9 protein-coding genes are annotated in these 13236 nt (G+C 60.8%); 5 read left to right on the top strand and 4 right to left on the bottom strand.

The window, feature by feature from the left end:
* Positions 1-34: 34 nt before the first annotated feature.
* The 3 genes from Q9K01_RS14010 to Q9K01_RS14000 are packed head-to-tail and all read right to left on the bottom strand — an operon-like array spanning position 35 to position 4213.
* Positions 35-1507: an efflux transporter outer membrane subunit gene (locus Q9K01_RS14010; RefSeq protein ID WP_305930758.1), complete on the bottom strand. Its 1473-nt coding sequence runs from the start codon at positions 1505-1507 to the stop codon at positions 35-37.
* Between the two features lie 10 nt (positions 1508-1517).
* Positions 1518-3089: an MDR family MFS transporter gene (locus Q9K01_RS14005; RefSeq protein ID WP_305930743.1), complete on the bottom strand. Its 1572-nt coding sequence runs from the start codon at positions 3087-3089 to the stop codon at positions 1518-1520.
* Positions 3086-4213: an HlyD family secretion protein gene (locus tag Q9K01_RS14000; RefSeq protein WP_305930742.1), complete on the bottom strand. Its 1128-nt coding sequence runs from the start codon at positions 4211-4213 to the stop codon at positions 3086-3088. Before Q9K01_RS14000 ends, Q9K01_RS14005 begins: the two co-directional genes overlap by 4 nt.
* A gap of 125 nt (positions 4214-4338) precedes the next feature.
* Here Q9K01_RS14000 and Q9K01_RS13995 point away from each other — a divergent pair, with 125 nt between their 5' ends.
* Positions 4339-4830: a MarR family winged helix-turn-helix transcriptional regulator gene (locus tag Q9K01_RS13995; protein ID WP_305930741.1), complete on the top strand. Its 492-nt coding sequence runs from the start codon at positions 4339-4341 to the stop codon at positions 4828-4830.
* A 29-nt stretch (positions 4831-4859) separates the two neighbouring features.
* Positions 4860-6419 carry an ABC1 kinase family protein gene (locus tag Q9K01_RS13990; RefSeq protein WP_305930740.1) on the top strand — a complete coding sequence of 520 codons (1560 nt, stop codon included), beginning with the start codon at positions 4860-4862 and terminating at the stop codon, positions 6417-6419.
* Between the two features lie 90 nt (positions 6420-6509).
* Here the strand turns inward: Q9K01_RS13990 and Q9K01_RS13985 are convergent, their stop codons facing one another.
* On the bottom strand, positions 6510-7130 hold the full coding sequence (locus Q9K01_RS13985; RefSeq protein WP_305930739.1) for a TetR/AcrR family transcriptional regulator: 621 nt from the start codon (positions 7128-7130) through the stop codon (positions 6510-6512).
* A 92-nt stretch (positions 7131-7222) separates the two neighbouring features.
* Between Q9K01_RS13985 and Q9K01_RS13980 the strand changes: the two genes are divergently transcribed.
* Genes Q9K01_RS13980 through Q9K01_RS13970 form a run of 3 tightly spaced genes read left to right on the top strand, consistent with a single transcriptional unit; the run spans position 7223 to position 13125 of the window.
* On the top strand, positions 7223-8389 hold the full coding sequence (locus Q9K01_RS13980; protein ID WP_305930738.1) for an efflux RND transporter periplasmic adaptor subunit: 1167 nt from the start codon (positions 7223-7225) through the stop codon (positions 8387-8389).
* Positions 8390-8392: 3 nt separating this feature from the next.
* A complete protein-coding gene (locus Q9K01_RS13975; protein ID WP_305930737.1) occupies positions 8393-11656 on the top strand; it encodes an efflux RND transporter permease subunit in 3264 nt (1087 codons plus the stop codon).
* On the top strand, positions 11653-13125 hold the full coding sequence (locus Q9K01_RS13970; RefSeq protein WP_305930736.1) for an efflux transporter outer membrane subunit: 1473 nt from the start codon (positions 11653-11655) through the stop codon (positions 13123-13125). The genes Q9K01_RS13975 and Q9K01_RS13970 overlap by 4 nt, the downstream gene beginning before the upstream one ends.
* Positions 13126-13236: the final 111 nt, after the last annotated feature.

The following is a 13236-nucleotide window of genomic DNA, read 5'->3' as shown; positions in this document are numbered from 1 at the left end:
CGAACTGACGCAGGACTCCTCGTCAGCTACGACTTCACGGCGCGGCAACTGCCCCCTCGGCGGGCTCTTGCCACCCCAGGCCCAGCGACTTCTGCAGCGCGATCCAGGCCAGGGTAAGCGCCGCTTTCGTCCGAACCAGGTCTGCCGAAGCCTGCTGCTTGTCGCGCAGCGCAAGATTGAGGTCAGCCCTCGAGATCGCTCCTGCCGCAAAGCGCTGGCGATTCAGATCAGCGGCGCTATCGGCCTGGCTCTTGATCTGTGCGGTGGCTGCCAGTGCGACCCGTTGTTGGCCAAATCGTGCCAGAGCTCGCTCGGCATCCTGTAGCGCCGAGAGGACGGTTTGACGGTAGTTAGCGACAGCTTCGTCGCGGACCGCCCCGGCTCGATCTACTGACGCGTCGACCCTTCCAAAATCGAGAAAATTCCATTCCAGGCGAGGGATCGCCAATGCCGATAATTCACCCACATCGAAGATGTCGTCGGGGGAGGATCCGCCAAGGCCCAGAATCCCCATGAAGGACAGCTTCGGGAACCTTGCCGCTTCAGCCACACCGATCCTGGCCGTTGCGGCGGCGAGAGTGCGCTCAGCCGCCCTGATGTCGGGCCGACGCGCGAACAGACTCGCCGGATCGCCGACAGTAACCTGATCCGGGGGCAAAGGGATATCACGCGGCGTCGAAAGGTCTTCGGCAGTCGATCCGGGAATCCGGCCGGACAGTATGGCAAGCGCGTCGAGCAGGACCGCAATGTCGGCCTCCGCCTCGGCGAACTGGGACTTGAGCACCTCCAGCTCGGCGTTCGCGTTACCCACCGGGAACAGCGGCAGCGCGCCCTGCTGATACCGCTGATAAGTCAGGGCCAGGATTTCCTCCTGCAGCTTGATCTGCGTCCGGTATTGGTCGGCGCGGAACTGGGCCTCCCGCAAGTTGACGTAGTTATTGGCAACTTCGGCGGTCAGCTGGACCTTTGCGTCCTCCGCGTTGGCGACCGTTGCAGCGGCCTGCGCGTTGCCGGCCTCGATACGCCTCCGGGAGCCGCCCGCAAACTCCAGCTCCCAGTTTGCATTGAGACCAACATTGTAAAAGCTGAGGGCGTCGTCGCTTCCCGCCTCCGGATCGGGTTGCTGTGAGGACGGGGGTGGCCCCCCCTGGATGTCCAGGCCGGGAAGCCGGCCCTGAATAGTGGTGGCCTGGGTTCCGAGCGTCGGCATTCTGCCCGCCCGATCCTGCCTGACCGATGCCCGGGCCTGCGCGATGCGCGCTTGCGCTGCCTGAAGCGACGGATTTTCGGACAGCGCAATTTCGACCAGCCGTGTCAGTTCAGGATCGTCGAGCAGCACCCACCATTCGGCGAGGGCCGGGTCCATGAGGCCTACGTCCTCGCCAGCGCGGACAAACCGATGGCCCGTATCCGCCGACAATATTTTCGGAGGGCCTGCGTAGTCCGGCCCAGCCGTACAGCCAGCCAGCAAGGCGATGAGGAGAAGCGATGGTATTGGACGGCGCATCATGTTGGGCTCAGTGCATCGAAAGGGAGACATTTTTTGGAAGCGGCCTCAGGAAGAGGACTAGCGGAACCGTCGCGAGGGTCAGGACCCCCATCACCAGGAAGACGTCATTGTAGGTCATTATGAACGCCTCGCGTTGGAGGGTGCGGCTCAGGACGGCCATCGCCCCCTCCATGCCGCCGAAGTTTCGCGCCAGCCCGTCGAGATAGTCCTGCAGCGAAACGCTGTTCGCATTCAGCGTCTCTTCCATTCGTCGGCTGTGATGCCAGATCCGTTGGTCCTGGAACGATGCCAAAGCTGAAAGAGCGAAAGACCCGCCGAGATTGCGGGCCGCGTTGAAAATCCCCGAAGCATCGCCCGCGTCCTCCTTGGCAACCGAAGCCACTGTCGCTTGGTTCAGGAACATCATCGACAGGATCATGCCGACACCGCGCAAGAGCTGGCTCTCGGTGAAAACGGCACCCCCGGATTCGGCTGTAAGGCTGGTGCTGACAAAGCAGCTGACCGCCATCAGCAACATGCCGGCGCCAACGGCGATGCGGATGTCGATCTTCCGTATCATCAAGGGAAGGACAGGCATCAACAGGAATGCCGGGACGCCCATCCAGAAAATAACTAGCCCGGTCTGAAGGGCGTTGTAATCAGAAATGATCGCGAGGAACTGCGGGATTACGTAGGTCGAACCATACATCACCATGCCCAAGGCGAGCGCCATGATCGCGACGCTGGCAAACTGTCGATTGAACAGGAGTTGCAGTTTTAAGACCGGTTTGCGTGCCTTCACCTGTCCGTAAATCAGCGAGGCAAATCCGACGATTGTGATCACCGTGAGCCATTGAATGAGCGAGGATTCAAACCATTCTTCACGGTGGCCCTCCTCGAGAACAACTGTCAGGCCGCCCAGCCCCAGGATGAGCCCGAGAATGCCCGCCCAATCCGCGTCGGTGAGATATTCCCACTTTGGCTTTTCATGGGGCAAGCCAACGAACAGGAGGAGCAGCAGCAGGCCGCAGACTGGCACATTGACAAAGAAGGCATAGTGCCAACTCAGATTCTCGGTCAGCCAACCCCCGATCAATGGTCCCATCACGGGGCCGAGGATCACTGTCATGCCGAACAGGGCCATTCCGATGGGCTGTTGATGAGGCGGCAGCCTTTTGGCGACGATGGTCATCGCCGTCGGAATGAGCACTCCGCCCATGAAGCCCTGACCCGTGCGACCGATGATCATAGTGGTAAGGTCGGTTGCAATCCCGCACAGCACCGAAAAGGCGGTGAACGCGCTGACCGCGATGATAAGGAGGGTTCGCAGACCAAACAGACGCTCCAGCCAGGCGCTCAGCGGAATGACGACAATCTCAGCAACGAGAAACGAGGTGGCAATCCAGGTGCCCTCGGCGCCTGTGGCACCGATTTCTCCCTGGATAACAGGCAGAGCGGAATTGACGATCGAGATGTCCAGCGTCGCGAGCATGGCGCCGAGAGCGCCCGCAGCCACGGCTACCCAGGCGGTAACGTCCGCGTTTTTCGGGCTCGCGACCGGACCTCCGGGAGTGCCAGGGGCTGCCATTCCTTCGGTCATTGCGTCTGGCTCGAGATCTCTTCCAGTTCACCTGCCGCATTCCGGGTGTCAACGGTCGCCACAACTGACATGCCGGGAACGAGCAGACGCCGAACTTCAAGACGAGCGTCAATAGCTATGCGGACCGGTATACGCTGAACGATCTTCGTAAAGTTGCCGGTGGCATTCTCGGGGGGGAGGATTGAAAATTCCGCTCCCGTTCCCGGCGATATGCTGTCCACCCGTCCCGCGATCTCAACGCCGGGTAAGGCGTCGACCTCTAGCCGGACGCTCTGGCCGGGCCGGATCAGGCCAACCTGCGTTTCCTTGAAGTTTGCGGTCACGTAGATCGCGCTCACCGGAACCACCGTCATCAAACGCTGGCCCGGCTGCACGAACTGGCCCACTCTCACCGAGAGATCGCCGACCCGGCCTGCCTTGCTGGCGCGCAGCAACGTCGATTCAACCGTAAGGTCGGCTGTTTCTAGCTGCGCGCGCGCAGCGTCGGCCTGCGCCTGGGTCTGGCCAATCTGCTCGAACAGGGTCGCGCGGCGAGCCGTTGCGGCAGAAACCGCCGCCTGCGTAGCTGCGAGTTCGGCGCGCGCCTGCCGCGCCTGCGTCTCATACTGGTCGAGCTTTTCCCGCGGTTCGGCTCCGGTGGCAGCCAAGGGTCGATAGCGCGCCACCTGGTCGTTCGCGAGGTCGAGTGCCGCGCCCGCGGCGGCGCGTTGGGCCTGCGCCTGGCGGATGGCCGCATCCTGTTCGGTTACTTGTGACCGGATGGTATCGGCCCCTGCGAGCGTCGCGGCAATCTGCGCGCGCGCCTGTTGAGCTTGCGCCTGATAATCCCGCAAATCAAGTTGTACGAGGGCTCCGCCGCGAGCAACCTGCTCGTTCTCCCCCACGAAGACCTCTTCGACGTATCCCGCTACCTTGGAAGAGATAACGACGCTGTCAACAGCGACATAGGCATTGTCGGTCGACTGCATGTACTGACCGTAGGTAACGTGCCGAAAGTACCACCAGCCCCCGCCGAGCAGGACTGCAAGACCAATAATGATTAACACGACGCGCAAGCCACGCCGCGATTGCGGGTTCGTTGGGGTTGTGCCCTCCTGCTCCGGTTCGTTGGAGGTATCGGTCATCTGACTCTTTCGGCAGCTTCAGTAAGAGGTGATCGGGCCACGCGCCCTATAAGGCGCGCGTCGTATAGTAAAGTGTTTTAGCAGTTTGTGTTTGGGCATCCGAAGCGATCGGACTACACAGTCCTATGGACGAAAACCCAGATACCCTGACACGATCGCAGCGTCGGCGGAAGGTAATCAGCGATGATGACCGCATTCTCTATCTTTTGAACGAAATCAGTCGGGGAGCTCGAAGGGCGTACGATGCACGGGTCGCCAGGATCGGTCTCAATCAGACACAGTGGAGGATCATCGGACAACTTCTTCGCGATCCTGTCCTCACGCAGGCTGAAATAGCGAAGAAACTGGAACTGGAATCAGCGACTATCGGCCAAGCGGTCGCCAGTCTTTGTGCCAGAGGGCTAATGGAAAGGGTTCGAGCCAAAACGGATCGGCGAGCGTGGCAGCTCATTCTCACTGAGCGGCTTGATGACCTCCTGCCCGAATTAAGGGGCTCCGCTGATCGGCTTCATGACCTGCTTTGGCGCGACATTACCGCAGATGAGAAACGTACATTGAGAGACATTCTTGCGAGGGTATCGGCAAATCTGGACCAACAACGGAACGAGGCAGATTAAAAAACATGTCTTCGTTTTCTGAAAAGCCTATGAGCAGCATGGCTCGCGCTGCGGAGATCGGCCAGATTCTTGTAAGGCACGGGGCCAAGAACCTCGCGGGAGCCTTCGGGTTTATTCCTTCTACCAGCCCAGTTATTGACACTCGCGAATTTCGCCCAGCCGCAGTGGTCGCGTTCCTGCGTGACATCGGTCCAGTTGGTATAAAGCTGGGGCAGCTCCTCGCCACGCGTAGCGATCTGTTTGCCGAAAACTGGATCACGGCATTCTCAACCCTGCACGATCAGGTGTCGCCAGTACCTTTCGCGCATATCGAGCCCGTTCTTGCTTCAAGCTGGGGTGAGGACTGGCGGAACGACTTTGTGCAATTCGACGAACAGCCTTTGGCCTCCGCCTCCATAGCGCAGACCTATTCCGCCAAACTGCGGGACGGAAGCGATGTCATCGTGAAGGTTCGGCGGCCAGGCACTGCCGCTCGGATGGAGGCTGATGTGCGCCTCCTTGTACGCCTTGCCGGGATCGCGGAAGCACGGTCGCCAGACATTGCTCGCTACCGGCCAGCCGAGTTTCTGCGTACCTTCGGCCGCAATCTCGCCTGGGAGATGGACCTCGCTGCGGAATCCAGAGCGTGCGAGCGGATTGGCGCCTATCTCGATACCATTGGGGTCAAGACTCCGGCCATCCATTGGGAACTAACGGGGCTCCGGGTCAACGTACAGGAACGCCTGTACGGCCTGCCGGCTTCTTCGCTGGCCAACTCCTCTGGCGATCCACAGGTGGCTCGTTTCGCCAAAAGCTACGCCGACGCAGTCCTGCGCATGATCATTCTGAACGGTGAATTCCACGGCGACCCGCATCCCGGTAATGTTTTCCTGATCGGCGAACAGGATGTCGGATTCATCGATTTTGGATCGGTCGGGACGCTCACCAAGGCCAGACGCGACGAGATTGTTCGGCTTGTGCTCGCGATTGCCGGCGAGGAAACCAGCGAGGTCGCTGATGTTCTTCTCGCATGGGCGGGAGAGCCTAAAGTGGATCGCGCTGCACTGGCGCTAGATCTCGATCAGTTGATTGGAGAGTTCAAGGGGGCGGTGCTCTCCGGTATCGAGTTCTCGCAGATCTTCTCGCGAGTATTCGACTTGTTACGGGATTTCAAGCTGGTCCTCCCGCCCGATCTAGCCATTCTTCTGCGGACCTTGCTGACGGCCGAAGGGTTTGTCCGATCGCTGGCACCCGAGTACAACATTGCCGAAGAAACCCGGCCGATTATGATGGAGCTTCTCTCAGAGCGGTTCTCACTTGGCAGTGCTCGGTCAGGGCTGAAGAAAATCCGCCGTCAACTGCTGGGATTGTCGGCGTCCCTGCCCGGTATACTTGCGAACGCGAGCTCAATCGCAAAATCTGGCTATCTGCCGGTCCAACTCGATCCGGTCAGTGTCGAACGGCTCGCGGCCAGCCACCATCGAGATCAGTCCGCTAAAGGGCCTGTAGCCGCTGCATTGATCGTGGCCGCTGCGCTGCTTGTCGATCAATCCTGGCTGCTGGCGGGTGCCGTGCTAGGAGTTGCCGGATTAGTCCTGCTGCGGAATTGACCCCGAGCCTGCTATGGCACTTAGCCCACCATATTGCGAGACTCGCTCGTGCTGAGCGTCTCTGCTCCGTCTTTGATGAAGCCGGAGTGCTTACGCGCTACTCCCGATTCCCGATGCCTTGAGAAAGAAGTCGGTCCTATCGCGCAGCCGCTCGGGCGTGTTACCAATGCCCGAACCATGGCTGATTGCTTTTGTATGTAGGTCCGCCACGAAGGGGTTCATGAACATTTCCGCGAGAAAGCTCGGTGGCCCATCCATTGCGATCCCGCACTCCTGCCAGTTTTGGAATAATCTCTCCAACGCGATGCGCGTGCTTGTTGCGGTGCGCTCAAAAAAGCGCCTAGCGAAATTGGGATCGCTGATACTTTGGGCCATCACGATGCGGACCAGCGCAACAACCTCCGGGTTCAGAAAGAGGGCGCTAAGCTCCTCGGACAGACGATGAAGGGTCGGGCCAGGTAATGCTCCGTCCTTCCCGGCCGCCTGGAATAGCGCCTCGCTCGTGGCGACGTTTTCCAGCACCACAGCTTCGAGCAGGCCGTCCTTATTGCCGAACAACTTGTAAACTGTCGCGAGTGACCCCCCCGCTTCATCGACGACATCGCGCAGCGTTGTCTGCTCATAACCTTGCCTAACGAAAAGCTTACGCGCAGCCGAGACGATCGCCTGGCGACGAAGGTTCAATCTGCAGAACGGGTCTGGCGAGGTCATCACGAGCAATGTCCACGATCGAGAGTTGCAGGACAAGCGTGTAATGACTATTACGCTTCCAAACCTGCACCGAATCTGACTGAAAGCCCCCCATGAAGCGTATTCTTGCCGTCGTTACGGCCTGTCTCTTGCTCGCATCATGCTCGGACGCCGAAGCACCCGCTGAGCCGCCAGCCATACCGGTCAGGACAGTAACCATTGCAAGTCGGCCCATTCCCAATGTGGTCGAGCTTCCGGGAAGGGTCGAGCCCGTCCGCGAAGCCGAAGTGCGTGCGCGGGTAACGGGCATCGTTCAGGCGCGGCTGTATAAAGAAGGCACTGACGTGCGCGCCGGTCAGCCTCTCTTCCGCATCGATCCGCGAGAACTGCGCGCAAATTACGCGCAGACCGAGGCAGCCTTGCAGCGTGCCCGCGCGACAGCCAGCAATGCCCGCGCTGTCGTCGCACGTTTTCGGCCTCTCGTGGCTGAGAACGCGATCAGTGGCCAGGAATACGATGCCGCGGTTGCCGCCTCACGCGAGGCGGAGGCCAATGTCGCACAGATCCGCGCGCAACTCGAAGCCGCTTCGCTCCAGCTTGGCTATACCACCGTCCGAGCACCGATTTCGGGGCGCGCCGGCCGGGCGCTGGTCACCGAAGGTGCGCTGGTCAGCCAACCTGAAGGGACTCTCCTGACCAAAATCGAACAGATTTCGCCGGTCTATGTCAATTTCGCCCAGGCCGCGAGCGAAGTGCTCGCACTTCGCCGCTCGGTTGCAGCAGGTGAAATCGAGCTCGACGAGAATGATCGGGTTGAAGTCAGACTGACTTTCAGCGACGGGACAGAGTATCCCATTCCAGGTTATGTCGACTTTTATGCCCTGTCGGTAGACGAGGAGACCGGCACGGTCGAACTGCGCGCCGAGTTTCCCAACCCCATGGGATTGCTGCTCCCGGGGGAATTCGTCCGCGCGAGGATTTTCGCGGGCGAGGTGCAAGAAGGCATTTCTGTTCCCCAGCGGGCAGTAAATCTGACCGAACAGGGCGGTTCGGTCTTCGTTGTCGATGCCGAAGGGCGGGCGGCGACGCGTTCGGTCGCCCTTGGCGCGATGGTGGACGGCTTCTGGATCGTAAAGAGTGGCCTGAAAGTAGGCGACGTGGTGATCGTCAGCAATTTGCAGAAGGTCCGCCCGGGGGTGCCCGTTCAGCCCCTGAGCGCTCAGACGGCCCGCAAGACCGCCGTCCGGAAGAAATCTGCCCCCGTGTCCCAGGAACGCTGAAACATGGCCCGGTTTTTCATTGATCGGCCCATCTTTGCATGGGTTATCGCGCTCGGCATCCTGCTGGCGGGCATAATCGCGTTGCGAGCCCTTCCGGTCGAGCAATATCCCGAAGTCGCGCCGCCCTCGCTGACGATCAGCGTAGTATACCCCGGCGCCGACGCCGAGACGCTTGAGCAAAACGTCACCCAGGTGATCGAACAACAGCTCAACGGCGTGGAGGGCTTCCTTTACATGTCGTCCTCGAGCGCGTCGAATGGCACTGCGAGCATCACGCTGACGTTCGAGGCGGGAACGGATATCGACCTCGCCCAGACCGACGTTCAGAATAGATTGAGCACTGTCGAGGCGCGACTGCCAGAGGAGGTGCGGCGACAGGGCATCACCGTGCGCCAGGCCAATGCCGGATTTCTGCTGATCGTCGCGCTGGTGTCTAAAAGTGGCGATCTTACCAGCACCGATCTTGGCAATATCGCATCCAATCAGGTGATCGATGAACTGCGGCGCGTGCCCGGGGTAGGCGACGTAACACTGTTCGGCTCGCAATATGCCATGCGCATCTGGCTCGATCCCGACGCTCTCGCGTCCTACAATCTTTCGCCCGGTGCCGTTCTGGCCGCGATCCGCGAACAGAACGCGCAGACGGCAGGTGGATCGATCGGAGCCAGGCCCCTTGCGGACGGGCAGCAGATCACTGCGACGATCACCACCGAAGGTCGTTTCAATACGGTCGAGGAATTTGAAAACATCATCTTGCGCGCAAATTCCGGCGCCGCAGTGGTTCGCCTGGGGGAAGTCGCGCGAGTGGAAATCGGCGCGCAGACATATGCGACATCGACCACTCTAAACGGTCAGCCAATGGCGGGACTGGCTGTGCAGCTTGCTACCGGTGCCAACGCGCTTGCAACCGCTGAAGGAATCACGGCGCGGATGGAAGAAATCGCGCCCGGGCTACCGGCTAATGTTGCTTGGTCAATACCTTATGACACGACGCCATTCGTCGAAGTCTCGATCGAGGAAGTCATCAAGACTCTGGCCGAGGCGATGGTCCTTGTCTTCCTCGTCATGTTCCTGTTCCTCCAGAACTTTCGGGCAACACTGATCCCGACGCTGGTGGTTCCAATCGCCCTCGCCGGCGCGTGTCTCGGTTTGTGGGTGTTCGGCTTCTCGATCAATGTGCTGTCGCTGTTCGGCATGGTTCTCGCCATCGGCATCCTCGTCGACGACGCAATCGTCGTCATCGAGAACGTCGAGCGCATCATGCGCGAGGAAGGCCTCCCGCCCCTCGAGGCGACCCGCAAGGCCATGGGTCAGATCACCGGCGCGATCATCGGCATCACGCTGGTACTGATCGCGGTATTCGTACCGATGGCGTTTTTCCCCGGATCGACGGGCGGAATCTACCGCCAGTTCTCGGTTACACTTGCCGTCGCGATATTCTTCTCCGCCTTCATGGCCCTGTCGCTGACGCCGGCATTGTGCGCTACCTTCCTCAAGCCGATAGCCCAAGGGCATGGCGAGGGTGGCGAGGTCGAGATCGATTGGGAGGCCGAAGCACAGCCCGGCTGGCGCGGGCGGTTTGCCCGTGTCCGCAACATGGCCGCGCGCTTCTTTGGCCGGTTCAACCGCTGGTTCGCGAAGATGCAGGACAAATACGGGCGCGCGAACGATCGGATCCTTTCGCGTCCGTTTCGCGCCTTTGCAGTGTTCCTCGCCCTAGTAGCCATTACCGCGTTGCTGTTTTTCCGCCTGCCTACCGCTTTCCTGCCGACTGAGGACCAGGGTTACCTAATCACTGCGGTACAGGCGCCGCCGGGCGCCACCCAGGAGCGGCTGGACGAAGCGCTCGAGCCGATTACCGAGTTCTGGCTCGCCCAGGAGGAAGTCGAAAACCTGGTCGTAGTGCGCGGCTTCAGCTTCTTTGGGCAGGGACAGAACAATGCATTGATGTTCGCGCCTTTCAAGCCGTGGGACGAACGGACCGCCGAGGAAAGCAGCGCAGGAGCTATTCTGCAGCGGGCAATGGGGACTTTCATGCAGAATGACGGAGCAACCGCGTTCGTCATCCAGCCACCGTCGATCCAGTCCCTTGGGCAGGCCAGCGGGTTCACGCTCAAGCTCCAGGATCGCGCCGGTCTGGGACGTGAGACCCTGATCGCCGCGCGCGACCAGTTGCTTGGTCTGGCGGCGGAGAGTCCGCTCGTTGCGAACCTGCGCCCAGAGGACCAGGGACCCAGCCCCGAACTCAGGGTCGACATCGATCGAGTTCAGGCGCGTGCGCTGGGCTTGTCGCTCGCTGACGTCAATGCGGCTCTCTCGATCACTTTTGGCTCTGCTTATGCCAATGATTTCAACCGTGACGGCCGCGTACTCCAGGTGCTGGTCCAGGCCGATGCGCCCCACCGCATGACCCCTGAAGACGTCCTGGCGCTGCGCATTCCCAACCAGGCTGGTGATTTGGTGCCGTTCGGCTCTTTCGCTGATGTCGAATGGTCCGCGGCCCCGGCCAGCATCTCGCGCTATAACGGGTATCCGGCCCTGACCTTGTCGGGAATGGCCGCACCGGGTGAATCGTCCGGTGCGGCTCTGGCGGAGATGGAGCGTCTTGCCGAACAATTGCCCCAGGGCATCGGTTACGAGTGGACGGGCGTTTCCTTCGAAGAAAAGCAGGCCGGCGGACAGATCGGATTTCTCCTCGGCCTCTCTGTGGTGGTAGTGTTTCTGGTGCTCGCGGCTCTGTATGAAAGCTGGGCGGTCCCACTAGCGGTTTTGCTTATCGTGCCGATGGGGGTGCTTGGCGCGGTCCTTTTCTCGATGCTGCGGGGCCTCTCCGCAGACGTCTATTTCAACGTAGGTCTGATCACTATCATCGGCCTGGCCGCAAAAAATGCGATCCTGATCGTCGAATTCGCGATCGAGGAAGAGGAGCGGGGCCTTAGACGTATTGACGCGGTCAAGGCAGCGGCGCGCCTGCGTCTGCGCCCGATCATCATGACTTCGCTTGCCTTTACGATGGGGATGGTTCCGCTGGTCCTCGCAAGCGGAGCAGGCGCGGCCAGTCGGATTGCCGTCGGCACCGGAGTCGCGGGCGGCATGATTGCTGCAACCGTTCTCGGCATCTTTCTCATCCCGGTGCTGTATCTACTGGTAAGGCGTAATATTAGTCGAAAACAGCCGGTTGCGACCGGGGGGCATGAGGGGGACCGACACCACACCGGACCGTTGGCAGGCGCGGAAAACTCCGCAGGCCGGGGAGAGGCCGAATGATGATCTGCCCCTGGTGTGGTCCGACCAAAACCGTCCTTGGCGCCGCACTTGCCTCGAGCCTGCTAGGCGGATGCGCCAGCTTGGCACCCGAGCATGTCCGCCACGTACCAGTCACTGCGCCCGTTTTTGATGCCGACTATCGTCCCGATGGCGAGATCGTTGCCTCACAGCTGTCCTACCGCGACTGGTTCATCGATCCGCGGCTCGAAGGGCTGATCTCAATTGCCCTCGAGAACAATCGCGATCTACTTGCTGCAACCGCTCGTATCGCGCAGGCACGGGCCCGCTACCGCATCCAGGAAAGTCGTCGGCTTCCGAACCTGGTCGGCGACGCCAGTGCCGTTCGCACACGTCAGCCACTTGGTGTTAATCCGGCGCTCGATTCCGGCGACGTTGAGGGAGCGCCAGCGGCTGTCACCTTCAATCGGTTCGACGTCGGAGTTGGTGTCAGTTCTTTTGAGCTGGACTTCTGGGGTCGAATTGCGAACTTGAGCGAGGCCGCCCGCGCCCAGTATCTTGCAACGGTGGCTGCGCAACGCGCATTCTATCTTGCGCTTATCGCCGACACGGCCAACACATATTTCGAGATCGTTGAAACCGAAGAACAGCTCGCGCTTGCCGAGGCGACCGCGCAAAGCCGCCGCGAAGCGCTGCGGATTGCCCGTCTCCGGCTCGACAATGGAGTCACATCTGCGCTGCCTTACCGGCAGGCGGAAACCTTGCTGACGCAGGCCGAACAACAACTCGCGATCGAGCGGCTCGATCTCGCGAGGCTGCGCAATCAGCTTGTTGTTCTTTTAGGGGGGGGCGTCCCCCCCGGACTGCCGCGCGGCTTGTCCCTCGCCGCTCAGCTTGACGATCGCCGTCTTGCTGCAGGCCTGCCTTCCGAATTGCTCCTCGTCCGCCCCGACATCATTGCGGCGGAGGAACAGCTACGCGCAGCCCGAGCCAACATAGGCGCGGCCCGAGCCGCTTTCTTCCCCACAATTTCGCTCACGAGCAGCGCCGGCCTCAGCTCCAACAGTCTCGATGGGCTCTTCTCCTCGGGTGGGCTGGGGTGGAGTTTCGGCCCCTCGATCACCTTGCCGATTTTCGACTGGGGCGCGCGTGAGGCCGACCTGAACCTCGCTAGGGCACTCGAAGTTGAGCAAGTGGCCAACTATGATCGCACTGTACAGACCGCCTTCCGCGAAGTTTCCGACGCGCTGGCCGGTCGACGCTACCTCGCCGAGCAGATCGAAACGCTCGAGCGTGCTCTCCTAGCGCAGGAGCGCATCGCGCGGATCGCACGGCTTCGCTACCGGGAAGGTGTGGCGGATTACCTCGAAGTGCTCGATGCCGAACGCAATCTGTTCAATGCACAGCAACAGCTTCTCGCCACGCGCCGCGCCTGGCTGCAGAACCGCGCCACCCTTTTTGTCGCGCTTGGCGGTGGGCTCGAAAAGGCAGGCCCCTTCGAGGAAGATTGAGTTGGTTGCACGGACAAGGCACATGGACGCGGTAAAACGAATGTTGGCATGGCGAGAGTGCTATCTCGGTGAGTGTCCATGGTAGAAAATTCCGAGACGCGAAACCCACGA

The sequence above is a fragment of the Qipengyuania benthica genome (assembly GCF_030717865.1).
GTDB classification, from domain to species: domain Bacteria; phylum Pseudomonadota; class Alphaproteobacteria; order Sphingomonadales; family Sphingomonadaceae; genus Qipengyuania; species Qipengyuania benthica.
This window is presented reverse-complemented; position numbering and strand designations above follow the sequence as displayed.